Raw genomic sequence first — 22,503 nt, 5'->3', positions numbered from 1 at the left:
TCAGTTTTTGGCTGTTATTTTAATAACTCGTTTAATAAAATTCGGTAGCTCATATTTTTTTTCTTGGTGTAAAAGCGTTGGGTTTGCTTATCTAAAGTGAGATGTTCAGAATAATCCCTAGTAGATAATTTAAACAAAAAAGCACTATCATTTAGCACTTCGATTTGAGCTTTTTCAAAACCGCCAAATCCAGCAGCCGAATTAGAGAATTCACCATTTAGTTTTCCGTTTTTAGCTCTAATTGTGAGTGATTTAGTTGTGGCAAAACCATCATCAATTATGCTAAGTACAATTTTACCCTTAATTTTTGTCCGAATAGAATTTGTAATTCCTAATGATACATCAAACATTGGAATGAGTAGTAATATTATTAGAAGTGTATTAGATTTTAGAATTCGTTTTTTCTTTATAAAACGTATAAGAGCGATAACACATAAAAGAAATGAAATAAACCAAATACCAATGGTAATAATATTTGGGTAGAATTCATTTAGAAGAACACTCCCAATATAAATAAGAGGTAATAGGTGATACTTAAGATGTTTGTTTTTCATGTGGGATTAAAACCGTTGAGCTTAAAGCTTTTCTTTCTCTCTTCGGAAAAACCCAATTAGGAATACAAAGAGCATAATAAAAATGCTAATTCTCGCTATATAATCTCCTGCTTTTACATAAAAAGTCACGTTATTATTGGTTGTTAGCTGTCCAGATAACGCTCCTTTTTTACCGTAAGCTAAGCTATTAGTTATCTCACCTTTGGCATTAATGATGGCCGAAATACCAGTGTTAGCACTTCTTACAATATCCCGACGTGTTTCTATGGCACGTAATCTGGCATAGCTCAAATGCTGTTTATGGCCTTGAGTTTCGTTCCACCAGGCGTCATTTGTGATTATTGCTAAAAAATTAGCATCATTTCTAATATAACCTGTTACAAACTCACCATAAACCGATTCGTAGCAAATAATAGGAGCCGCTTTAAATAAGGTGTTAGAAGCCGTAAAAACACTTCGGTCTTTTTGAGTTGTTTTCATAGCAACTGTTCCTCCCAAATCTATAAGTGCATCACCAATAATTGGTTTTAAAACGCTTTGATAAGGGAAATTTTCAATGCCAACTACCAATTTTGATTTATTGTATTGCGCTACAGAGTCAGACGTGTTGATGAAAATAGCCGAATTGTAATCGTCGTACCAAGTATCAGGTCTAGGCTTATAAACATTGGTTTCTTTTCGAACTCTGTTTTTATCATGAAACCAGTCGATAAACGAAATTCCGGTAAGTAAATTCACATTAGGGTGTTCATCTACATAACGCTCTAGCCTGTTTTTTAAAAGTGAGTTGTCAAACTTGTTAAGTCGTGTGCTTTCAGCAAAATACGTTTCAGGCGCAATGATAAAGTCTGTAGAATCTGTAAGCTTCGTATCTGATAGTTCAAAAAACAAATCCGCAAACCTCATATTAGTCATATTGTATTTGTCTGAATACGGATCGATATTAGGCTGCAATGCAATAACATTTACAGTTTCACCATCATGAGAATAGGTCTTGTAAATCACTACAGAAATCAGAATAGGAACAAGTATTATTCCAATAGATTTAAATAAAACAGAGGTGAGGACTGCTTTAGATTTTTCTTTCTGATAAGAAAGCACAGCTTTAAAAACAAGTACATTAACCAGCCAAACCCAAAGTGTACCGCCAAAAGTTCCGGTGTATTCATACCATTGAATCCAGGAAATATATTCTGAAAATCCATTTCCGAGGTTAAGCCAAGGCCAGGAAAATTCCCAGCCCAGATGAAGTTTTTCAAAACTAATCCAAAGAGTTACTAAAAATAGTAAGGCTCTGTTTTGTGATTGTCTTTTGGCGTATTTGTGATAGATTAAAAACAGTAGTGCCATTAAAGCCGAATTCACAAAAATGGCAAAACAAGCCCCAAATAAATCGGCAAACCTCAGCCAATTGGTGGTAACGATATTCCAGATAAAGAAGGTGAGATACGACAGACCGAATAGTTTGAGTCCTTTGCGTTTTATTTCAGATAAGCGTAATTGCTGTTCGGCCAGAAGTAGCGGAACAAATGCTACAAACAAAAAGGCAGGAAAGCCGTAAGTTGGCCAGGCGATTGCCAGTAATATTCCTGAGGATAAAGCTAGTAAAAGTCTATTCACTATCTAAAGATACTAAAATCTAGTTTTAACGAAAATACATTAGAGTATAAAGCAGCACTTTGGTCTCCAATATCCGTAAAGGCGTAATCAATTTGAATACCTCTGTATTTAAATCCGAGTCCCAAACTAGGCTGAAATGTGAGATCTTCAGAATTGTCAATTTGTAATTCATTTTGAAAATTTCCTAGACCTGCTCTTAAAAACACAAGATCTGTATAGCCAAATTCAAATCCTAAAGCGGGATTTATACTAGCGAAAGATGTAGAAATAACATCATTATTTTCTTCAAACCGCACATTTAAATCCAGCGAAGTTAATAGCGTATAATCATAATGAAAAATGAATTTTTTAGACATTCCAATTTGTAATTTAGGAATGGTTAACTCTGTTTTTTCTGGAACTGTTTGATTTTGACCTTCAATAGCGTTTTGGATATCTGCCAACTTATCTTCATCAAAAGACCAGGCATTAAATGTGGTCGTAATATCTCTTGCCATAAGACCAAATTTCCAGTCATTTTTAGTTTCAAATTGAATTCCGGCATCTAAACCAAATCCCCAAGAATTAGCAAAATCACCTATAATACGACGTACTACTTTGGCATTCACACCATAACTAAAACCGTCGAGCGGAAGTTTTCTTGCATACGAAAACGTCAGAGCATAATCTGCTGTAGAAAAAAGACTAATACGATCGTAGTTAATATTTCCTTGATCGTCAATGAGTTGTGTGGTGTCTAAAATGTCATCAACACCAAATCGTATTAAAGATAAAGCGATGGCACTTTTGTCGTCCAGTGGTTTGGCAAAGGCGATGTAGTTATAGTTGGCAATATTAGCGAAATAATTAGAATGTAAAAGCGCCAATTGGTTATCTTCAAGATTGACTAAACCAGCAGGATTCCAATATCCTGAGTTAACATCTGCTGTATGTGAAACGACACTGTTACTCATGCCAAGTGCAGCCGCATCGACACCAATATTCAAAAATTCATTCGAATATTTAGTTTGGGCAGCGCAAAAAAATGTAATTAAAGTCGTGACAACGAATAGGTACTTTTTCAACAGCAAAATTTTTTTACAAATATGCACAATATTTTCCACCTATTAAACTGTAAATAGCGTGAGATATTGTACTTCACTTGCATTAGTCGAAAATAGTTTGCTATTTTTACACAAATCTTATGTATGTCCATAAACAAGTACATTCCAAATTTTGTCACTTTACTTAATTTGTTCTGCGGAAGTATAGCCGTAGTCTTTGCTGTTCACAACAATTTCGTTGCTGCTTCGGCTTTTGTGTTCTTAGGAATTTTCTTTGATTTCTTTGATGGTTTATTAGCTCGAAAACTCAATGTTCAGAGTCCTTTAGGTGTTCAGCTCGATTCACTAGCCGATATGGTCACCAGCGGATTGGTACCAGGTATTGTGATGTTTAAACTCATTTCGATGAGTATCAATGCGCCAGAAATGCTCACTCAAAATGAATGGAATTCTAATTTCAGTTTTAGCGAATTTAATATTGCACCACTTGCACTTATCGGATTATTCATCACGCTGGCTTCTGCGTATCGTTTGGCAAAATTTAATATCGATGAAGATCAGCAAACGTATTTTAAAGGCTTACCTACACCAGCAAATGCCTTGTTGGTTTTGTCATTGCCTTTAATTATAGAATTTCAGAATAGCAGTTTGGCAACCTCATTGTTGTTAAATCAATGGTTTTTAATAGGTTTTACCTTGCTAAGTTGTTATTTTCTCAATTCTAATATTAAGCTTATTGCTTTAAAATTTAAAGACTTTAGCTTCGCCAATAATAAATTTAGATATATTTTAATCATTTCAACCATCGTATTATTAGTGCTGTTGCATTTTATGGCGATTCCTCTAATCATTCTATTATATATCATTCTTTCTCTAATTAAAAGATAAACCATTATGTTAGAAGTTATTTTTACACTATTAATGTTAGTGTTATTACAAGCTGTTTTAGGATTTGACAACTTGCTTTATATTTCTTTAGAATCTAAAAAAGCGCCAGTAGAAGATCAAAAGCGTGTACGTAAAGTCGGAATTTTAATTGCAATCGTCTTACGTATAGTACTGCTTTTTGTGTTGGTATCTATTATAGACTTTTTTCAAGAACCATTTTCATTTTTAACAGGACATATTGAAGATGTTTTAGATTTTGCTTTTAATGGTCATAGCTTAATTGTATTGGCTGGAGGTGCTTTTATTATTTATACAGCTATCAAAGAAATTTGGCATATGATTGGTAAAACCGACTTGCATGATGAGGTTGGTGATACTCAAAAAAGCAGAAAATCTGCCAATGCCGTAGTGACTAGTATTGTGATTATGAACTTGGTATTTTCTTTCGATTCTATTTTAGCGGCTATAGGTTTGACCAGTGATATTGAAAATGCGACCACAGCTTTTATCGTTATGGCAATTGCTATTGTTGTAAGTGGTTTATTAATGTTATTACTGGCTGATAAGATTTCGGTGTTTTTAGCTAAAAACAGGATGTATGAAGTATTAGGACTTTTTATTTTATTTATTGTAGGAATTATGCTTATTACTGAAGGCGGACATTTAGCGCATTTAAAAATCTTCGGAAATGAGATTGTTCCAATGAGTAAGACAACCTTCTATTTTGTGATTGTGATTTTAGTTATCACAGATATCGTGCAAGGACGTTATCAAAAGAAACTGATTGCCGAACAGGAAAAAACACTTAAAAAAACAAAAGAGGAAAAGGCCTAGCCGTTAAAGTTTATCTTTTTCTTACGCAATTCAAAGTTTTGCCCAAGATAGACTTTACGAACCATTTCGTCATTGGCTAGTTCTTCAGGTTCTCCAGCTTTTAGAATGCTACCTTCAAACATTAAATAGGTACGATCTGTAATCGCTAAGGTTTCCTGAACATTGTGGTCGGTAATAAGAATTCCGATGTTCTTTTTGGTCAATTGTGCAATAATGCGCTGAATATCTTCTACAGCCACAGGATCTACACCTGCAAAAGGTTCATCGAGTAGAATAAAATCTGGATCGGTTGCCAAAGCACGTGCAATTTCGGTACGTCGACGTTCGCCACCAGATAATAAATCACCTCTATTTTTTCGAATGTGACCTAAACTAAATTCGTCAATTAAAGACTCCATTTTAGCTTCTTGCTCTTTTTTGCTGAGCTTGGTCATTTGAAGCACACTTAAAATATTATCTTCAATACTTAGCTTTCTAAATACTGAAGCCTCTTGAGCCAGATAACCTATCCCAATTTGAGCACGTTTGTACATTGGGAAAGAGGTGATTTCAGTATGATCAAGATAGATGCTTCCACCATTAGGTTTAATCAAACCAACAATCATATAGAAAGACGTCGTTTTACCTGCACCATTAGGTCCTAGCAATCCGACGATTTCTCCTTGGTTAACTTCCAAAGATACGTCTTTAACAACTTTTCGTCCGTTGTAAGACTTCATTAAATTGTCGGCTCTTAATTTCTTCATGGTTGCTAAAATAGTAAATTCAAAAGGACTAACTTTTCAGTTTATTAAAAGTTTAACGCGTGGGATTGTAGTATTGTAACAATTACAAATCCTGCTTTATTTTGTTTCAGCATTAGCTTCTAGTGCATCCCAATATTCGTAAGCTCTACGTAGATGCGGAATGACAATCGTGCCACCAACCAAAGTTGCGATACCTAAAGCCTCTACAACTTCCGTTTTGTTTAATCCAGCCTTATGACTCGACTCTAAATGGTACTTGACACAATCATCGCATCGTAAAACGGTAGAAGCGACCAAACCGAGTAACTCTTTGGTTTTTTTATCCAGAGCTCCTTCAGCAAATGCATTGGTGTCCAGATTGAAAATGCGTTTAATAATTTTGTTATTATCGGCAAGAATAGCGTCGTTCATTTTAGAACGATACGCATTAAATTCGGAAACAATATCAGACATGCGCTTTTTGTTTTTTATTTTGGTTTCTTACAACCACTTTAGAAATATAAATACTCACTTGATATAAAATCAATATTGGAATCGCTACAATAACCTGACTTGCTAAGTCTGGCGGTGTAATTATAGCTGAAATAATTAATACAATGACCAAGGCAAACTTTCGGTATTTTTTCATGATTTGCGGCGTCACTAATCCTACTTTGGTCAAAAAGTAAATAATAATAGGAAGCTCAAACACAAAACCAGAAGCTAAACTTGAAGACCTTACAATTGAAATGTAGGAACTAAGATCAAACTCATTCGATATTTCTGGGCTTACACTATAATTGGCTAAGAAATTTATCGATAAAGGCGTTACAATATAGTAGCCAAAAAGCACACCTACAAAGAATAAAAATGAGGTTGTGATAATAAAGCCTTTAGAGTGTTTACGTTCTTTGGCATGCATTCCCGGACTAATAAAACTCCAGAATTGATAGATTACATAAGGAAATGCTAAGATAAATCCTGCAAATATAGATGTCCATATATCCGCAGAAAATTGCCCTGCCATCGTTCTACTTTGGATGATAAAAGGAAATTCGGCAGCACAAAAAGTAGCATCATTAACTCCTATTAATTGTGATGCTTTGCACAACCACTCATAGGTTGGGAAATCTGTGTGTTTCGGAGCTAAAATAATGTACTTAAAAATGGCTTTACTAAAAATAAAAGCTACTGTTGCACAAATTAAAACAGAAAGCGTAATTCGTATTAAATGCCATCTTAAGTCTTCGAGATGATCGAGAAAAGACATCTCATCGGTATTCTTTTTTGCCATTATATAATGCCTTCTTTAATTAAATCATGAATATGAATGACTCCAGCATAACGCCCATCTTTTTCAACAAGCAACTGTGAGATGCCATGAGTTTCCATGAGTTCCATAGCATCAATCGCCATGGCGTCTTCATCAATTCGTTTAGGATGCGAACTCATAATATCTTTTGCTGTGAGATGAAGAAATTCATCACTTTTGGTTAACATACGTCTTAAATCACCATCTGTAATAATACCTTCAATTTTATCCTCATTCACAACGGCTGTTACACCTAGCATTTTTTCTGAAATTTCAACAATAACATCTTTAGCACTGGTGGTAAGTTCTACTTTTGGTTTTTGATTAATGGACGATAAATCGCTCACACGTAAATACAGTCGCTTTCCTAAAGCACCACCAGGATGGTATTTAGCAAAGTCTTTACTTGAAAAGCCGCGAAGTTCTAATAAACAAACTGCTAAGGCATCACCCATGACTAGTTGCGCAGTTGTACTGGTAGTTGGTGCCAGGTTATTTGGGCAAGCCTCTTGGGCGACGAAAGCATTCAGAATAAAATCGGCTTGTTGTGCTAAAAATGAAGTGTCATTTCCAGTAATAGCAATCATTTTGTTATTGGCATTTTTAATAAGAGGTACCAAAACTTTAATTTCTGGCGTATTACCACTTTTAGAAATACAAATGACCACATCATCTTCTAAAATTAAACCTAAATCGCCATGAATGGCATCTGCAGCATGCATAAATACTGAAGGTGTTCCTGTAGAATTTAATGTAGCAACAATTTTATTGGCTATGATGGCACTTTTTCCAATACCTGTAATGATTACTCGACCTTTAGAATTATAGATTAATGATACAGCATTTGCAAAATCATCAGTTAATAAATGACTAAGATTAGCGATAGCATCACGCTCTAAATTTATAGTTTTTCTTGCGGTTTCAAGAATAGATTCAGTACTGTACAAAATTTATTTTTTTTGAGTTTGATGGGTCTAAAGAAATTGTTATCTTTAGGTTTATGCAAATGTATCAAAAATACCAATAGGGATTAATGAGTATAAAAGAAATTGATATACATTCTGCACTCAAACAATACTTCGGTTTTTCTCAATTCAAAGGACTTCAGGAAAGTGTTATAAAAAGCGTTGTTGCAGGTGAGGATGTATTTGTTATTATGCCAACTGGTGGAGGGAAATCGTTGTGTTATCAACTTCCAGCACTTATCAAAGACGGCACTGCAATTATTGTTTCACCTTTAATTGCCTTAATGAAAAATCAAGTAGATGCCATTCGAGGCGTCTCTAATGAAGAAGGCGTAGCACATGTTTTAAATTCTTCACTTAATAAAACAGAAGTCAAACGGGTTAAAGAAGATATTACAAATGGAATCACCAAACTACTCTATGTTGCTCCAGAATCATTAACTAAAGAAGAACATGTAGAGTTTTTAAGATCGGTGACCATATCTTTTATGGCTGTCGATGAAGCCCATTGTATTAGTGAATGGGGTCATGATTTTAGACCAGAATACCGAAATTTGCGTCATATTATAAAACGAATTGGTGACAATATTCCAATTATTGGGCTTACAGCTACAGCGACACCTAAGGTTCAAGAAGATATTTTAAAGAGTTTAGATATTCAAAATGCAACCACTTTTAAGGCGTCGTTTAACAGACCAAATTTATATTATGAAATTCGTCCGAAGACTAAAAATGTCGATGCGGATATCATTCGGTTTGTAAAAAAGAACGAAGGTAAATCTGGAATTGTATACTGCCTCAGCAGAAAACGTGTAGAAGAATTAGCACAAGTACTTCAGGTGAATGGTATTAAAGCGGTTCCGTACCACGCAGGATTAGATCCTAAAACCAGAGTCAAGCATCAGGATATGTTCTTAATGGAAGACTGTGATGTAGTTGTGGCTACTATTGCTTTCGGAATGGGAATTGATAAACCCGATGTGCGCTTTGTTATTCACCACGATATACCAAAAAGTATCGAAAGTTATTATCAGGAAACTGGTCGTGCAGGACGCGATGGAGGTGAAGGGCACTGTTTGGCATACTATGCGTATAAAGACATTGAAAAATTAGAAAAATTCATGTCTGGTAAACCGGTTGCCGAACAAGAGATTGGTCATGCTTTATTGCAAGAAGTGGTCGCTTTTGCTGAAACTTCGGTATCGAGACGAAAGTTTATTCTTCATTATTTTGGAGAAGAATTTGATAATGCTACAGGAGAAGGAGGCGATATGGATGATAATGTTCGCCATCCTAAAAAACAACATGAGGCTCAAGATGAGGTGGTTACTTTATTAGAAACGGTTGAAAAGACGAATGAGAAATATAAGTCTAAGGATTTAGTACAAGTATTGATTGGAAAAACCAATGCCTTAATTTCGTCCCATAAAACAGATGCCCAACCGTTCTTCGGAATTGGTAACAATCACGATAAACGTTATTGGATGGCATTAATACGACAAGTATTAGTAGCAGGTTTCCTAAAAAAAGATATCGAAACGTATGGTGTTTTAAGATTGTCTGAAGAAGGACACGCTTTTATTAAGTCTCCTCAATCGTTTATGATGACTGAAGATCACGTCTTTGATGAAGAAAGTGATGATGGTATTGTCACAGTTGCTAAAGGTGGAGGAGGCGTTGCCGATGAAGCCTTAATGAAAATGTTAAAAGACCTACGCAAGCGAAATGCTAAAAGTTTAGGCGTGCCACCATTTGTGATTTTTCAAGATCCTTCTTTGGAAGATATGGCACTTAAATATCCAATCACCATTGATGAATTAAGCAATGTCCATGGTGTTGGAGAAGGTAAAGCTAAAAAGTATGGTAAAGATTTTGTCGCTCTAATCGCACAGTATGTTGAAGATAATGATATTGTTCGACCTGATGACTTTGTTGTAAAAAGTACAGGTTCTAACTCGGCTATTAAATTGTATATCATTCAAAATGTAGATCGTAAATTACCACTTACAGATATAGCGTCGTCTAAAGGGATGTCTATGCCAGAATTCATCAAAGAAATGGAAGCCATAGTTTATTCAGGAACTAAATTGAATATTAATTATTGGTTAGATGATTTATTAGATGAAGACCAACAAGAAGAAATTCATGAGTACTTTATGGAATCTGAAACCGATAAAATCGATTTGGCTATCGAAGAATTTGATGGCGATTACGACGATGAAGAACTACGTTTATACCGCATCAAGTTTATCAGTGAAGTAGCGAATTAATTCAAACCGTCTTAGTTTTTAAGTATCTATACCCTAGAAAAAATGTTAAATAATTTTAATAGTTAGGAATCCTTACTATATTTGTAGTGCAATAATGCATCAACAAATATTTAATATCATGAGTAAATCCATTTTTTATCACGCAGGATGCCCGGTTTGTGTAAGTGCAGAGCACGACATCATTAATTTAGTAGGAAAAGATAACGTAGAAGTTGTTAATATTGGTGAAGACCGTTCTCGTATTCTGGAAGCTGAACAAGCTGGAGTAGAATCGGTTCCAGCATTAGTAACGCCAAACGGAAACACCTTACACATTAATTTTGGAGCTTCAATGGCAGATGTCAAAGGCTAATTTTTAATTTATGTAGTTAGGAATCCTAATTTAAATAAAAATTGTCTGATTAATTTAATTAGGATGACTAACTTTGTCCCGCAACTTAAAGCGGGACTTTTTTTATGAAAGACAATAGTGTTTTTAATCCAAATCAGCAACAAAACGATTTGTCAAGTAAAATCGTTACAGGACTCGAACGCATTTCCGAAGTATTTAAAATTTTGCTTTGGGAGAAATCAAAGGTTGTGGGCTTGAGTCCCATACAAATTCAAATCCTCATATTCATTGCATTTCACAAAGAGTCCTTATGTAGTGTGAGTCATTTAGCCAAAGAATTTAATGTTACCAAACCTACAGTTAGTGATGCTATTAAAATTCTCGATAAAAAAGCACTTATTGTCAAAGTCTTTTCGTCTTCAGATCAACGCAGATACACAATTCAGTTATCGGCTCTGGGAGAAGCTATGGTTTCTGAAATTCACGACTTTGCGCATCCGTTAAAATCCCAAATCGATAATTTTAGTCCGCCAGATTTAGAAGCTATATTCCAAACTATAAGTACACTTATTTATAAATTAAACAGAAGTGGTATACTAACCGTTCAGCGGACTTGCTTTGCTTGTAAATTTTATGAAAAGAATGGAGCTGTACATTACTGTAATCTTTTAGAAAAAGAGTTAGTTACTAATTCTATCCGATTAGATTGCCCAGAATTTGTGGCAAAGCCTGTTAGTTAATATATTCTATTCCTCTTCATCAGTACTGTCATATATAAAAAAAGAGAGCTCCTGTTTTTTGGAGGTAAGTACCAATTTTTGGATGTTCTCTTTTGCAATTTTGGCAGCGTCTATAGCTTCAATTTGGAAATCTATTTTTGAGATGTTTCTATTAGAGACATTAGAATGATCTGATTCCAGTTCGAGCATATCCGAATTTAAATCCAATTCAAAACCATCACCAATAATTTTTAACTGTGCTCCTTTTTTTGTTTTGGTATGAAAGGTGCCAACAATAACGGTCTGAAAAAAATAATAGCCACCCAGTTCATTCAAGCCTGCATATAAAACATTATCATCAGCAATAGCAAAAGGTTCATGTTCAATATCATTAATAATGGCTTCAGTATGATCATCAACATGTGTTTTTTCCATCGCACGAGGATTTCCGAAGGCTGCTTTTAATTTGGTAATAAAGTTCATAAAAAGAGTTTTCACAAAATTAAGTTTAATATTGAGGCTTGCAAAATTATAAGCGATTGTCATAAAGCAATAGTACGATTATACGATTTCTTTAGGTTGCATAATTTCATAAGTCGTAATTCGTATATCATAAATCATTGTGTATCTTTGCACCTCAATTAAAATAAAACACGATGCAAGACGGTTTATACGCAAAATTTAATACGACAAAAGGCGAAATTTTAGTCGCTTTAGAATTTCAAAAAACTCCAGGAACAGTGGGTAACTTTGTTGCTTTAGCTGAAGGAAATTTAGAAAATGATGTAAAGCCACAAGGGACACCTTATTATGACGGATTGAAATTTCACAGAGTTATTCCAGATTTTATGATTCAAGGAGGTTGCCCACAAGGAACAGGAACAGGAAATCCAGGTTATAAATTTGATGACGAATTTCACCCAGATTTAAAACATGATGGACCAGGCGTATTGTCTATGGCAAATGCTGGACCAGGTACTAACGGAAGTCAGTTTTTTATCACACACGTTGAGACCCCTTGGTTGGATAATAATCATACAGTCTTCGGAAAGGTAGTAGAAGGACAAGATGTAGTTGATGCGATTGCTCAAGGTGACGAAATTGAAACTTTGGAAATTGTTAGAGTTGGAAACGACGCTGAAAGTTTTAATGCTGTTGAAGCATTTAGAGTTTTTGAAGGTGCTAGAGAAGCAAGAGTTGCGGCCGAAAGAGAAGCAGCAAGAGCTGAGTTAGATAAATTAGCTTCAGGTTTTGAAGAAACCAAAAGCGGATTGCGTTACCAGATTATCCAAAAAGGAGCTGGTAAAGCTGCCGAAGCAGGAAAAACAGTGTCGGTACATTATAAAGGCCAGTTAGCTGACGGAACCGTATTTGATTCCTCATACAAAAGAAATGCACCATTAGATTTTCAAGTTGGTGTTGGTCAGGTTATTCCAGGATGGGATGAAGGGATTTGTTTACTAAATGTTGGAGACAAAGCGCGATTGGTAATTCCTAGTGATTTAGGATATGGTTCCGCTGGTGCTGGAGGTGTAATTCCACCAAATGCAACTTTGGTTTTTGATGTCGAGTTGATGGATGTCAAATAAGTTGAACAATTCAGATTCTGAATCTTAAATTATAATTATAAAAAAAGCACCAAATATATTGGTGCTTTTTTTGTTTGTCTTCTGCTCAAGTTAATTGTCCTTATAGGTTAAATCGACAATAAGTTCGGCAGTTTTTTTATTGAAAACCACCTTGTAAGTCGAATTTTTCGTGTCATTTTCTTTAATGTACAGGTCGTCAATTAAGGTAAAGTCATTTCTTGAAATATAGTTGTCTACATCTACTTTACTGGTATCAATAACGAATTTCGAGAACTTCCGATTGTCTTTGCATTCGCAGTCTGTCGATGTGATTTGCGGGACATTAATTCCTGTTCTCAACTCGATATTATCAATATTATACATGTCACATGATTGAGAATCGTAAATTATTTTTCCGAAGAGATGTAATCCACCATATAACATCGCCATAAGAAGAACGAAAGCTGCCAGACCTATAAGAAGTTTTTTCATACTGTTGGTTTATATAGGTTAAACGCAAACCTTATATATTTAGTACTTCATGACAACATCAATTTACTTACGTTTAGCAACAAATGTTCCGTTAGGTTGTATGGCTTTTAACTCGGTTATGGTTCCGTTCTCAGATTCTATAAATTCAATTTTAAAACCTTCAAGCGTTTTAAATGAAAACTTGTGTTTTGCTGTTGGAATCAATTCATATTCAGGTTGCCCTTTTATAAAAAGATAAAGCGCCTCATTTTTGATAAATATTTTAAATCCGGTTCCCGAGATATCGTACTCGCCTGTATACTGTTCTAATGTTTTGGTGTCAACATCGATGGTGTTTGGCGTACGCTTAAATTCAAGAGCGTCTAATGTCGGTTCAATTTTAAGTTTTGCTCCAGAAATATCACCAGCATCGTTGGTAGCAAATGCGATTTTTATAGATTTTCCATAGGAAGCCGTATCTACTTTGCCTTCAATAACATCAATCATCTCAAATACATCATAATGGTAGTGATGTAAATAAATTTTATCTGAATTGATGGTGCTAAATAAGGAATCATTTTCTGAGACAATTTCAAATTTTCCGTAGCCTTCATGAGCATAGGTTCCTGTGTAGTCTAAGCTAATATGAGATGGTTTTGTGTTTTTGACGTTAGAGGTTTCCGAATTTTCTTCAGCATCTTTTTGGGCTTTTTTACCCTTTTCTAGTTCGTCTTCATAGCGTCCAACCCAATCGGTACGCGCCTCACCAATCATTCTGTCGGCAATCGTATTTCTAACCAATGAGGGCACAGGCGACCCATTTTGATTGGCTAATACAACGATACCAATTTTATCGGTAGGGAAAAACGCGACATTAGCTGAGAATCCGTCAATATTACCACCATGATCAACACGATAATGACCTTTATAAGATTGTAAAAACCATCCGTAGCCATAATTAGCAAAATGGATATCTGGAAATTTTTCATCAGGGATATTGCCGCCAACGACCATTTGCGAGCTCATGGCTTCGTTAATATAGTTTTCAGGAATAATTTCGCTGTCTTTGTATTTACCATTATTCATCCATGTGATTAACCACTTAGACATATCATTAACACTGCTGTTTATGCTTCCGGCAGGCGACATTCCGGCGATGTCGTAATAGTCCATTTTTTTAATTTGATCATCTTTAACTTCATAACCTAAGGCTGCGTTTGAACTTGATTTCATTTCAGCAATTGAAGCATTCGTTCGGTTCATTTCTAAAGGCGTAAAAAAGTACTCTTTTAGATTGTCTTCCCAGCTTTTACTTGTAATTCGCTCAGCAATGACGCCTTGAGCAAGAAATCCGAAGTTATTATAATACCATTGTTGTCTAATTCCTGTAAAAGGTTCGTGATGTTTGATTCGCATCATAAGACTGTCTTTACTATGTGTAGGAAAGTAGTACCAGGAACCATCATGGCGTGGTAATCCTGTACTATGTCTCATCAAATCTTTGATAATCATGTTGTTATTCATATTGTCGTCAAAGAACTCTAATTCAGGAATGTGTTTTCGAGGGTTATCATCAAATGATAATTTATCATCGGCTCTTAATAAACCCAGAATAGCCGAAGTAAATGCTTTTGTGGAGGAGCCGATCGCAAAAAGTGTATTGGCATCAGCAGGAATTTTATTTTCATAATCGCTATAGCCAAAGCCTTTAGCATATACAATTTTATCGCCATCTACAACAGCCACAGCAAAACCAGCTGCTTTAGTTGCTTCAAGAATTTTGTTTAGTTCTTTTTCGACACCTTTAAGTCGTTTGTCTTGCGCATCAATTGAAATAGTCATCAATAACGCACATAAGAGTAAAGCTAATTTTTTCATTTGTATTGGTTGTTTTGTTTGAATAGATATAGTGTTAGTAGTATGGTAAAGCAATAAGTTACTTAAATCTTCAGATATTTTACAATTCGTCATTAAAAAAATACAATTCGGTCATTTGCTTTTTAAAACTGAAGCCTTCTGTTGGATATTTGTCTCATCAATCAAGCTGAAGTTATTTCAGTATAAAAAAACAATATCATGAGTGTCTTAGTCAATATCTTAATTTTTATTTTTTTAAGTCAATTATTTTATCTCATATAAACTCAAATTATAATACAAATCATAACACTTTAATATTATGCAAAAATTAATAATCATCGTACTGCTATTGGTTTCAGGGATTACAACAGCTCAAACCAATTATGAAAAAGGAATGCAAAAAGCGTTCAAACTCTGGCAAGAGAATAAAACTGATGAAGCCGAAAATATGTTCGAGCGCATTGCTAAGGCTGAAACCGATAAATGGTTACCTCATTATTATATAGCTCAAATTAACAGTTTAAAAAGCTGGACAGAAAAGGATGAAAATGTTTTGAAAGCACAGTTGGACAAAGCACAAGATCACATCGATAAGGCTATGACCATAAGTAAAGATAACCCAGAACTATTAGTGCTGCAAGCACATGTGTTAACCAACTGGGTTGCTTTTGATGGTGCGACTTATGGGATGAAATATGCTGGGAAAATTACTGAGCTTTATAATAAGGCTTATAAGCTGGCACCAAAAAATCCAAGAGTGGTCTTTAATAAAGCCGATTGGGCGATGGGAAGTGCCAAATATTTTGGGCAAGACACCAAACCCTATTGTGTTGAAATAGAAAAATCAATTGAACTTTTTGCTACCTTTAAACCAGAAAGCAACTTACATCCAAATTGGGGAAAAGAGCGTGCAGAACAGGTTGCTAAATCTTGTAAAGAGTAAAATATTATGACTAAATCAGTTAAAAATATCATTATAACCTTCATTATTGGATGTCTAGTTTTCGTTATTGGAAATGTACTATCTGGAGGTTTTGATTTTAAAACGGTTAATGACTTTTTAATTGACTTTGGGCTTTATCAACTCTATGCTTTTGTTTTAGGGTACTCTAATATGGCGTTCTTTGATTATATGGAGCAGCGCCAATGGAAAAAAGGCGATACTATTAAACGTATCATCATTGGTGTTATTGGAGCTACAGTCATCACTTTAATTGCATTATTTTTACTAAGAGCCTTAACATCAGTGTTGTTATATGGCGTCACTTTTGAAGAATTTATCAAAAATGAAACCTGGCAAGGCTATAGTTTCGGGCTCTGGATTACCTTGAGTATTGTATCTGTATTTCACATTATATTTTTCTATAACAGATACCAGAAAAATAAGATTAAAGAACAAAAGGTTATTGCAGGTACAGCAAGTGCGAAATTTGATGCTTTAAAAAATCAATTAGATCCACACTTTTTGTTTAATAGCTTAAATGTTTTAACAAGTTTAATTGAAGAAAACCCTAAAAACGCCCAAAAGTTTACCACCTCATTGTCTAAGGTTTATCGTTATGTACTGGAGCAGAAAAATAAGGATTTAATTACTGTAGATGAAGAGCTGAATTTTGCACGAACCTATATGTCACTTTTAAAAATGCGATTTGAAGACAGTATTATTTTTGAAATACCAGATCAGGCAACAAACCCAGAAAGTAAAGTAGTGCCTTTGTCCTTACAATTGCTGTTAGAAAATGCTGTGAAGCACAATATGGTCACCAGTAGCAAACCTTTGCATATCAAGATTTATGAATCAGAGGGTATGCTCGTTGTAGAAAATAACCTTCAGCCTAAACAAATTGTAAAAAAGAGTAGTGGTGTAGGTTTAGAAAATATCAAACAACGCTATAAATTATTATCAAATAAAACCGTATCAATCAATCAACAAGCAAACCGTTTTGCAGTTGCAATACCAATGCTAACAAAACAAGTATCAATTATGAAAGCAATCGAACCAAAATCAAAATTTGACGACAGGTATGTAAGAGCACGTAAGCGTGTCGAAGACATGAAAGAGTTTTATTATAGTTTAATCTCCTATTGCTTAGTGATTCCCTTTTTATTTTTTATCTGGTATCGTTATACACCAAATACCATTCAGTGGTTCTGGTTCCCAATGTTTGGTTGGGGAATGGGATTGGCATTTCATGCGTACAAAGTGTATGTCAATGATGGTGTACTGGGAAAAGGCTGGGAACAACGCAAAATTGAAAAATTCATGCGTGAGGAAGAAGAAGAACGTTGGAATTAATATTTAAAAATCATGGAAAATAATTTAGATCATTACAGAAATAATAGAAATCATAGGGCTTTTGAAAAAGAGGAAGCCTACCTAAGAGCTCAAAAAAAAGTAAAGGCCTTATTAGGTTTTTACTGGCACTTTGCCTCCTATGTGATAGTGAATATCCTTATCATTATTTTAATTGTAACTAATGGCGGAGAACTATGGAGTTTTGGAACATTTGCTACAGCCTTATTTTGGGGAATTGGTGTTTTCTTCCATTTTATGGGTGTTTATGGACCCGATTTTTTATTCGGAAAGCATTGGGAAGAGCGCAAAATTAAAGAACTTATGGAGAAAGATAAAGAACATTGGGACTAATGGACACAGATAAAATTTTATATCAAGAGCGTTATCAATTTGCAGCAAAACGCGTTAAACAACTCAAAAAGTTTTATTCGCATCTTATAGTTTATATTGTCGTTAATCTTGTGATATGCTATATAAATATTCAAAATTTAGATGAAGGCGAAAGTTATTTTCATTGGCAAAATTTTATCACACTTTCATTCTGGGGAATTGGTTTATTAGCTCATGCGGCTTCTGTATTTTTACCAAACTTAATTTTTGGGAAAAACTGGGAAGCACGTCGGATTAAAAAATATATTGAGCAAGAGTCTCAAGGTTGGGAATAATAAAATTAAATAGGAGTATTATGACATCACTTGATGAAGAGAAAAAACGCTATAATAAAGCAAAAGAGAGCGTCCAGAAACTTAAAATTTTCTATTTGCATTTAATCTTATATGGTATTGTAATTGCACTTATCGCGTATAATTTTTACATTTTAGAAGGACCTTATACGGATGTAATCACAGGTTTAAATATTTCTATAATCGTATTTTGGACCATTATCATCTTCATACATGGCTGGCGTGTTTTTAAAGGAAGGTTGCTCTTTCGGAAAAGTTGGGAGGATAAAAAAATTAAGCAGTTATTAGAAGAAAAAGACGAAGACAAGGTAGAAACCAAAATCTGGGAATAATCAACGACAAGAAATCACATATATTAATACGTAAAGAAATAAATTTTAAAAACAGATGAAAACAATCATTATTGAAGACGAAAAACCTTCAGCTAGACGTTTACAACGGATGTTAACAGAATTAAATCTGGAAGCACAAACGATGTTGCATTCGGTTGAAGAATCTATAAATTGGTTTCAAAATAATGCACATCCTGATTTGATTTTTTTAGATATTCAGTTGAGTGATGGTTTGTCATTTGAGATTTTTGAAACTATCGATATTAATTCGGCTGTTATTTTCACCACAGCTTATGATGAATACGCTTTACAGGCGTTTAAGTTAAATAGTATCGATTATTTGTTAAAGCCTATTGATGAAGATGATCTAGCTAAAGCGGTTTCAAAATATAAAGAACGTCTGCCAAAACAACAATCGGTTACTCTCGATTTTAATGATATTAAAAAATTACTTGTAAACCCTATCGAACGCGAGTATAAAAAGCGGTTTTCAGTAAAAGTTGGTCAGCATCTTAAGTTGATTAATATTGACGATATTGAATGTTTTTACAGTGAAAATAAAGGGACGTATGCCTATACTTCTGAAGGTAGAAATTATTTATTGGACACCACTTTAGAACAACTTGAAGAAGAATTAGAACCTCACAAATTTTTTAGAATCAGTCGCAAATTTTATGTGAATGTCAATGCCATCAAGGATATGGTGAGTTATACCAATTCCCGACTTCAAATTAAATTAAATTCTTATAAAGAACAAGACGTTATCGTAGCCAGAGAACGTGTTAAAGATTTTAAAGAATGGCTTAGTTAGAAGTTGAAAATCAATTAGTCTTCAATACGGTTATCATCAAAAGCCGATGGTAATAAATTCGGAATTAATTTTGCAAAAAGCGGTAATAATATAGCGCCTCCAGGCAACATAAATATTGCCAAACTCGGTATGGCTTTTAAAGTGTCAAGCAATTGCGCTTGCATTTGTTTTTGTTCTTCTTTACTGAGATCGGAGTGTGTTGACTTGGTAATAAGTAACATCAACTCTTTGCTTTGACGCATTTCTTTTATCAAGCGTTTACTGTTGCGCCTAATAAGTTTGTTAACTAATTGGGACGAGTTTTCATAAAAATTACCTAAAGGGTTTGTCTGTAAAAATAACATCACCTCTTTCTTATGCTTTTCATGAAAGTTAGACACGCATAAAATAGAATCTTGTATTTCAGATTTATCAATATGAAGCCGTTTAGATAATTGTTTTAAGAACTGATATTCAGAACGCTCTAAAATTTCATCATCCCAAACCGACAGGCACATTAAGTCTAAGAGGTACTTTTTTTCATTATAATTGATATCATAATCAATGTCGTAAATAAGGTCTTCAATATCATTATCATCATCTTCAAGAAAAGACACCGAAGATTCAAAAATATTGATGATTTCTTTGTCGTAATCTGAAATTTTACTCTTAGAGTTTAAAGATTGGTATAAGGTCCCAATAATAATACTTTCTAGCTTTGCAGTATACGAATTGGGTTCAATATTTTGAGTTAAGTAAGCATCAAAAGTCAGGATATCTGAAAACAATAATGAATTGGTAATCGACTTATTGAAGTTTCGAGTGAGCAGATTGTCGTCAATTTTAATGCGGTCATGTATCAAACGTTCAAGCATTGAAGTCTTACTTTTTCCAATAAATAACTTGTCCCAAAGTGATAAATCAGCAACTTCTAAAGCTTTATAAAAGCCTAGTAATTCAGCAATAAATTCATTTTTGGTAACGGTCCCTTTTCTAAAATAGTATATGTGATAGAGTCCAGTAATTAGGTTGACTTTAGCTAATTCATCTTCAGAATACTTAAGCGTTTTATCAATCTGATCTATAATGCCAATATTGACACCATAAATAAATCCGTTAGCTTTTAATCCATCATATAAGTCCTCATAGTTCTCAAAAGGTATTCCTTTTTTTGAGAGCAACGAACAGAATTTTTCAATCCAACCACTAGTCGATGGGTTCATGTATTTTTGTTTTTAGACAGTGCAAAGTTAATTTTTTATTTCAACTCGTCTTGAGTTTTTTTACGAGGAAAGCGTATAAAATATAAACGACCATAATTGGCTTATACACCTATGTCTTCATTCCATAATTTGGGTTGATGTTTTATAAATGTTTTCATCATTTCAATACATTCTTCATCATTAACAACGACCACTTCAACACCTTTTGATCTTAATAAATCTTCTTCGCCCATAAATGTTTGATGCTCTCCAATAACCACTTTTGGGATACCATATAGAAGTATTGTACCGGTACACATCGAACATGGCGAAAGCGTTGTATATAAGACACTTTCTTTGTAAACCGATGCGTTTTGTCTTCCAGCGTTTTCTAAGGCATCCATTTCGCCATGTAGAATAACACTACCATCTTGTACGCGCTTGTTATGGCCTTTCCCAAGAATTTTATTACGGTGAACAATAACAGATCCTATTGGAATTCCTCCTTCTTGTAAACCTATTTTGGCTTCTTTGATTGCCGCTTCTAAAAATGCATCTCTCATATTAGCTTGTTTATAATACGTAAAGTTAATTCTTTATCTCTTAAAGCGAATTTTTTTGTTGTTAACATAGTTTTAACAAAACCGCATTTGTGATTTTTCCGTAAGTGTATGCAGAGACTAATAATTAAACAACAAAATCTCAAATATTATGAAAAAATCAAAAATTTTAATTGGAGCGGCTATTCTAACGATTGCTGGCTTCTTTGCAATTGCAGCCGATCACATTGATGCGCCTGCTGTTGCTGGTGGTACAAGTGATATCACCGACATTTATGCCTTTGAAGGTCAAAACACAGATAATATTGTGTTTGTAGCCAATGTACAAGGGCTAATTACTCCTGCCAATACAGCAAGTGCTGCATTTGATGAAAATGTGTTGGTAGAATTTAATATAGATAATGATGGTGATGCTGTGGCCGACTTAGTTATTCAAGCCATACCAAGAGATGGTGTGATGTATTTCTTTGGTCCGATAGCACCTTCGCAATCAGGATTAAATAGTACCATTCTTGCAGATACTGCAATTCGTAATGAAGTACAAATTACGACTGGAGGTTCAGCTATTGTTGAAACCAACAACGGAATGAGCTTTTTTGCTGGACCAAGAGATGATCCGTTTTTTATGGATTTCTTTAGATATGTTGATATCGTAACTCCAGGTGATGATGATGGTGACGGTGAAGAGGAAACGGCATTTTTACCAGCAGGAACTGGTGATGGTTTTGCTTCAGATTCTTTTGCAGGTACTAATGTATTGTCTATTGTCGTCGAATTACCAAAATCTATGGTTGGTAATGGCGATTCTGTAAATATTTGGGTAGAAACTAAAAGAAAACAGTAATCTATTTGATGTTTAAAAGACGCTTATAATTATTAACAAACAAAAAATTAAAGAACATGAAATTCAATAATATAAAATTAACAGCAATAGCATTGCTAGTATCATTTACAGCATTTAATTGTAGTAGTGATGATGATAACGGACCAACAGGTCCAACAGGTCCTAACTTTACAGGGACATTTGCACAACAAGATCAAATGGGTAGACCAGCTATAAATACTGTATTTGTAGATATGGCAGATAAAAATATGTTTAATACAACCATTCCTTCTAATCAAGGCGCTGCATTTCAAACAAAATTTGAAGCTAAATTATTAGCATTAAATCCAGGTTATACAACAAACGCATTAACTTGGGATGCTGCGACATTTACAGGTGCTTTGGCTACCGATGTCTTAACAGTGTCCTTAAATGGTACGACCACATTTTTTGATGGAACTAATGTATTAACAGGTCGCGCTTTAGCCGATGACGTTATCAATGTAGAATTAACCTTGATTTTTGGTGGTCCAGATGCCTTAACGGGTAACCCTACCAATCCTGGATTAATTAATGATAATGTTGATGGTAATGATAAACCATTCTTATCAACATTTCCATACCTAGCTTCGCCTTGGTAAACTAATGTACTCTGAAATG

At 34.4% G+C, this 22,503-nt stretch carries 26 protein-coding genes; 14 read left to right on the top strand and 12 right to left on the bottom strand.

The window, feature by feature from the left end:
- Positions 1-14: 14 nt before the first annotated feature.
- From N4270_RS11745 to N4270_RS11735, 3 genes are read right to left on the bottom strand one after another with little or no spacing between them, the layout of a single operon-like run.
- Positions 15-554, bottom strand: a complete 540-nt coding sequence (locus N4270_RS11745; RefSeq protein ID WP_260097369.1) for a hypothetical protein — start codon at positions 552-554, stop codon at positions 15-17.
- 21 nt (positions 555-575) lie between these two features.
- The gene (gene lnt / locus N4270_RS11740) at positions 576-2,174 is read right to left on the bottom strand and encodes an apolipoprotein N-acyltransferase (RefSeq protein ID WP_260097367.1); all 1,599 of its coding nucleotides are present in this window, start codon (positions 2,172-2,174) and stop codon (positions 576-578) included.
- Positions 2,174-3,238 carry a PorV/PorQ family protein gene (locus N4270_RS11735; protein WP_260097366.1) on the bottom strand — a complete coding sequence of 355 codons (1,065 nt, stop codon included), beginning with the start codon at positions 3,236-3,238 and terminating at the stop codon, positions 2,174-2,176. The genes lnt and N4270_RS11735 overlap by 1 nt, the downstream gene beginning before the upstream one ends.
- A gap of 123 nt (positions 3,239-3,361) precedes the next feature.
- Here N4270_RS11735 and N4270_RS11730 point away from each other — a divergent pair, with 123 nt between their 5' ends.
- The gene (locus N4270_RS11730) at positions 3,362-4,105 is read left to right on the top strand and encodes a phosphatidylcholine/phosphatidylserine synthase (protein WP_260097365.1); all 744 of its coding nucleotides are present in this window, start codon (positions 3,362-3,364) and stop codon (positions 4,103-4,105) included.
- Positions 4,106-4,111: 6 nt separating this feature from the next.
- On the top strand, positions 4,112-4,939 hold the full coding sequence (locus tag N4270_RS11725) for a TerC family protein (RefSeq protein WP_260097364.1): 828 nt from the start codon (positions 4,112-4,114) through the stop codon (positions 4,937-4,939).
- Here N4270_RS11725 and lptB read toward each other — a convergent pair.
- From lptB to N4270_RS11705, 4 genes are all read right to left on the bottom strand, one after another.
- Entirely contained in the window at positions 4,936-5,685 is a 750-nt protein-coding gene (gene lptB / locus N4270_RS11720) for an LPS export ABC transporter ATP-binding protein (protein WP_260097363.1), read from the bottom strand. The genes N4270_RS11725 and lptB overlap by 4 nt on opposite strands.
- Positions 5,686-5,781: 96 nt before the next feature.
- The gene (locus N4270_RS11715; protein ID WP_260097362.1) at positions 5,782-6,138 is read right to left on the bottom strand and encodes a carboxymuconolactone decarboxylase family protein; all 357 of its coding nucleotides are present in this window, start codon (positions 6,136-6,138) and stop codon (positions 5,782-5,784) included.
- On the bottom strand, positions 6,131-6,958 hold the full coding sequence (tatC, locus tag N4270_RS11710; protein WP_260097361.1) for a twin-arginine translocase subunit TatC: 828 nt from the start codon (positions 6,956-6,958) through the stop codon (positions 6,131-6,133). Before tatC ends, N4270_RS11715 begins: the two co-directional genes overlap by 8 nt.
- Positions 6,958-7,923, bottom strand: a complete 966-nt coding sequence (locus N4270_RS11705) for an SIS domain-containing protein (protein WP_260097360.1) — start codon at positions 7,921-7,923, stop codon at positions 6,958-6,960. The genes tatC and N4270_RS11705 overlap by 1 nt, the downstream gene beginning before the upstream one ends.
- Positions 7,924-8,009: 86 nt before the next feature.
- Here N4270_RS11705 and N4270_RS11700 point away from each other — a divergent pair, with 86 nt between their 5' ends.
- The 3 genes from N4270_RS11700 to N4270_RS11690 all read left to right on the top strand — a co-directional run bounded on the left by N4270_RS11700 (position 8,010) and on the right by N4270_RS11690 (position 11,282).
- On the top strand, positions 8,010-10,211 hold the full coding sequence (locus N4270_RS11700; protein WP_260097359.1) for an ATP-dependent DNA helicase RecQ: 2,202 nt from the start codon (positions 8,010-8,012) through the stop codon (positions 10,209-10,211).
- A gap of 118 nt (positions 10,212-10,329) precedes the next feature.
- Entirely contained in the window at positions 10,330-10,563 is a 234-nt protein-coding gene (locus N4270_RS11695) for a thioredoxin family protein (protein WP_260097358.1), read from the top strand.
- 104 nt (positions 10,564-10,667) lie between these two features.
- Positions 10,668-11,282 (top strand): MarR family winged helix-turn-helix transcriptional regulator, encoded by a 615-nt coding sequence (locus N4270_RS11690; protein ID WP_260097357.1) that lies wholly within the window; start codon positions 10,668-10,670, stop codon positions 11,280-11,282.
- A gap of 6 nt (positions 11,283-11,288) precedes the next feature.
- Here the strand turns inward: N4270_RS11690 and N4270_RS11685 are convergent, their stop codons facing one another.
- The gene (locus tag N4270_RS11685; RefSeq protein ID WP_260097356.1) at positions 11,289-11,744 is read right to left on the bottom strand and encodes a hypothetical protein; all 456 of its coding nucleotides are present in this window, start codon (positions 11,742-11,744) and stop codon (positions 11,289-11,291) included.
- A 173-nt stretch (positions 11,745-11,917) separates the two neighbouring features.
- Between N4270_RS11685 and N4270_RS11680 the strand changes: the two genes are divergently transcribed.
- Positions 11,918-12,850, top strand: a complete 933-nt coding sequence (locus N4270_RS11680) for a peptidylprolyl isomerase (RefSeq protein WP_260097355.1) — start codon at positions 11,918-11,920, stop codon at positions 12,848-12,850.
- Between the two features lie 90 nt (positions 12,851-12,940).
- Here the strand turns inward: N4270_RS11680 and N4270_RS11675 are convergent, their stop codons facing one another.
- Positions 12,941-13,321, bottom strand: a complete 381-nt coding sequence (locus tag N4270_RS11675) for a hypothetical protein (RefSeq protein WP_260097354.1) — start codon at positions 13,319-13,321, stop codon at positions 12,941-12,943.
- Positions 13,322-13,384: 63 nt separating this feature from the next.
- A complete protein-coding gene (locus tag N4270_RS11670) occupies positions 13,385-15,178 on the bottom strand; it encodes a serine hydrolase (protein ID WP_260097353.1) in 1,794 nt (597 codons plus the stop codon).
- A 298-nt stretch (positions 15,179-15,476) separates the two neighbouring features.
- Between N4270_RS11670 and N4270_RS11665 the strand changes: the two genes are divergently transcribed.
- The 6 genes from N4270_RS11665 to N4270_RS11640 are packed head-to-tail and all read left to right on the top strand — an operon-like array spanning position 15,477 to position 19,279.
- Positions 15,477-16,100 (top strand): M48 family metallopeptidase, encoded by a 624-nt coding sequence (locus N4270_RS11665; RefSeq protein WP_260097352.1) that lies wholly within the window; start codon positions 15,477-15,479, stop codon positions 16,098-16,100.
- Between the two features lie 6 nt (positions 16,101-16,106).
- Positions 16,107-17,453 (top strand): histidine kinase, encoded by a 1,347-nt coding sequence (locus tag N4270_RS11660; RefSeq protein WP_260097351.1) that lies wholly within the window; start codon positions 16,107-16,109, stop codon positions 17,451-17,453.
- A gap of 12 nt (positions 17,454-17,465) precedes the next feature.
- Positions 17,466-17,804, top strand: a complete 339-nt coding sequence (locus tag N4270_RS11655; RefSeq protein ID WP_260097350.1) for a 2TM domain-containing protein — start codon at positions 17,466-17,468, stop codon at positions 17,802-17,804.
- A complete protein-coding gene (locus N4270_RS11650; RefSeq protein WP_260097349.1) occupies positions 17,804-18,118 on the top strand; it encodes a 2TM domain-containing protein in 315 nt (104 codons plus the stop codon). The genes N4270_RS11655 and N4270_RS11650 overlap by 1 nt, the downstream gene beginning before the upstream one ends.
- 20 nt (positions 18,119-18,138) lie before the next feature.
- Entirely contained in the window at positions 18,139-18,468 is a 330-nt protein-coding gene (locus N4270_RS11645; protein WP_260097348.1) for a 2TM domain-containing protein, read from the top strand.
- Positions 18,469-18,523: 55 nt separating this feature from the next.
- On the top strand, positions 18,524-19,279 hold the full coding sequence (locus tag N4270_RS11640; RefSeq protein WP_260097347.1) for a LytTR family DNA-binding domain-containing protein: 756 nt from the start codon (positions 18,524-18,526) through the stop codon (positions 19,277-19,279).
- A gap of 14 nt (positions 19,280-19,293) precedes the next feature.
- On the opposite strand, the gene N4270_RS11635 is transcribed toward N4270_RS11640, so the two are convergent.
- Positions 19,294-20,481: an LETM1-related biofilm-associated protein gene (locus N4270_RS11635; protein ID WP_260097346.1), complete on the bottom strand. Its 1,188-nt coding sequence runs from the start codon at positions 20,479-20,481 to the stop codon at positions 19,294-19,296.
- 101 nt (positions 20,482-20,582) lie between these two features.
- Entirely contained in the window at positions 20,583-21,023 is a 441-nt protein-coding gene (locus N4270_RS11630; protein ID WP_260097345.1) for a nucleoside deaminase, read from the bottom strand.
- 148 nt (positions 21,024-21,171) lie between these two features.
- On the opposite strand from N4270_RS11630, the gene N4270_RS11625 reads away from it, so the two are divergent.
- Positions 21,172-21,864: a DUF4331 domain-containing protein gene (locus N4270_RS11625; RefSeq protein WP_260097344.1), complete on the top strand. Its 693-nt coding sequence runs from the start codon at positions 21,172-21,174 to the stop codon at positions 21,862-21,864.
- Positions 21,865-21,920: 56 nt separating this feature from the next.
- Positions 21,921-22,484, top strand: a complete 564-nt coding sequence (locus tag N4270_RS11620; RefSeq protein WP_260097343.1) for a DUF4331 domain-containing protein — start codon at positions 21,921-21,923, stop codon at positions 22,482-22,484.
- The last annotated feature ends 19 nt before the right edge of the window (positions 22,485-22,503 follow it).

It is taken from the genome of Psychroserpens sp. SPM9, from assembly GCF_025153525.1.
In the GTDB taxonomy this organism is placed as follows: domain Bacteria; phylum Bacteroidota; class Bacteroidia; order Flavobacteriales; family Flavobacteriaceae; genus Psychroserpens.
Note: the sequence above shows the minus strand (reverse complement) of the source record. Positions and strands in the feature narration are given on the sequence as shown.

Bases quoted from the DNA above. Each gene is read 5' to 3' on its own strand.
- N4270_RS11745 (WP_260097369.1), bottom strand. From the start codon at position 554: ATGAAAAACAAACATCTTAAGTATCACCTATTACCTCTTATTTATATT.
- N4270_RS11730 (WP_260097365.1), top strand. From the start codon at position 3,362: ATGTCCATAAACAAGTACATTCCAAATTTTGTCACTTTACTTAATTTG.
- N4270_RS11725 (WP_260097364.1), top strand. From the start codon at position 4,112: ATGTTAGAAGTTATTTTTACACTATTAATGTTAGTGTTATTACAAGCT.
- lptB (WP_260097363.1), bottom strand. From the start codon at position 5,685: ATGAAGAAATTAAGAGCCGACAATTTAATGAAGTCTTACAACGGACGA.
- N4270_RS11715 (WP_260097362.1), bottom strand. From the start codon at position 6,138: ATGTCTGATATTGTTTCCGAATTTAATGCGTATCGTTCTAAAATGAAC.
- tatC (WP_260097361.1), bottom strand. From the start codon at position 6,958: ATGGCAAAAAAGAATACCGATGAGATGTCTTTTCTCGATCATCTCGAA.
- N4270_RS11700 (WP_260097359.1), top strand. From the start codon at position 8,010: ATGAGTATAAAAGAAATTGATATACATTCTGCACTCAAACAATACTTC.
- N4270_RS11695 (WP_260097358.1), top strand. From the start codon at position 10,330: ATGAGTAAATCCATTTTTTATCACGCAGGATGCCCGGTTTGTGTAAGT.
- N4270_RS11690 (WP_260097357.1), top strand. From the start codon at position 10,668: ATGAAAGACAATAGTGTTTTTAATCCAAATCAGCAACAAAACGATTTG.
- N4270_RS11685 (WP_260097356.1), bottom strand. From the start codon at position 11,744: ATGAACTTTATTACCAAATTAAAAGCAGCCTTCGGAAATCCTCGTGCG.
- N4270_RS11680 (WP_260097355.1), top strand. From the start codon at position 11,918: ATGCAAGACGGTTTATACGCAAAATTTAATACGACAAAAGGCGAAATT.
- N4270_RS11675 (WP_260097354.1), bottom strand. From the start codon at position 13,321: ATGAAAAAACTTCTTATAGGTCTGGCAGCTTTCGTTCTTCTTATGGCG.
- N4270_RS11670 (WP_260097353.1), bottom strand. From the start codon at position 15,178: ATGAAAAAATTAGCTTTACTCTTATGTGCGTTATTGATGACTATTTCA.
- N4270_RS11665 (WP_260097352.1), top strand. From the start codon at position 15,477: ATGCAAAAATTAATAATCATCGTACTGCTATTGGTTTCAGGGATTACA.
- N4270_RS11660 (WP_260097351.1), top strand. From the start codon at position 16,107: ATGACTAAATCAGTTAAAAATATCATTATAACCTTCATTATTGGATGT.
- N4270_RS11655 (WP_260097350.1), top strand. From the start codon at position 17,466: ATGGAAAATAATTTAGATCATTACAGAAATAATAGAAATCATAGGGCT.
- N4270_RS11650 (WP_260097349.1), top strand. From the start codon at position 17,804: ATGGACACAGATAAAATTTTATATCAAGAGCGTTATCAATTTGCAGCA.
- N4270_RS11645 (WP_260097348.1), top strand. From the start codon at position 18,139: ATGACATCACTTGATGAAGAGAAAAAACGCTATAATAAAGCAAAAGAG.
- N4270_RS11640 (WP_260097347.1), top strand. From the start codon at position 18,524: ATGAAAACAATCATTATTGAAGACGAAAAACCTTCAGCTAGACGTTTA.
- N4270_RS11635 (WP_260097346.1), bottom strand. From the start codon at position 20,481: ATGAACCCATCGACTAGTGGTTGGATTGAAAAATTCTGTTCGTTGCTC.
- N4270_RS11630 (WP_260097345.1), bottom strand. From the start codon at position 21,023: ATGAGAGATGCATTTTTAGAAGCGGCAATCAAAGAAGCCAAAATAGGT.
- N4270_RS11625 (WP_260097344.1), top strand. From the start codon at position 21,172: ATGAAAAAATCAAAAATTTTAATTGGAGCGGCTATTCTAACGATTGCT.
- N4270_RS11620 (WP_260097343.1), top strand. From the start codon at position 21,921: ATGAAATTCAATAATATAAAATTAACAGCAATAGCATTGCTAGTATCA.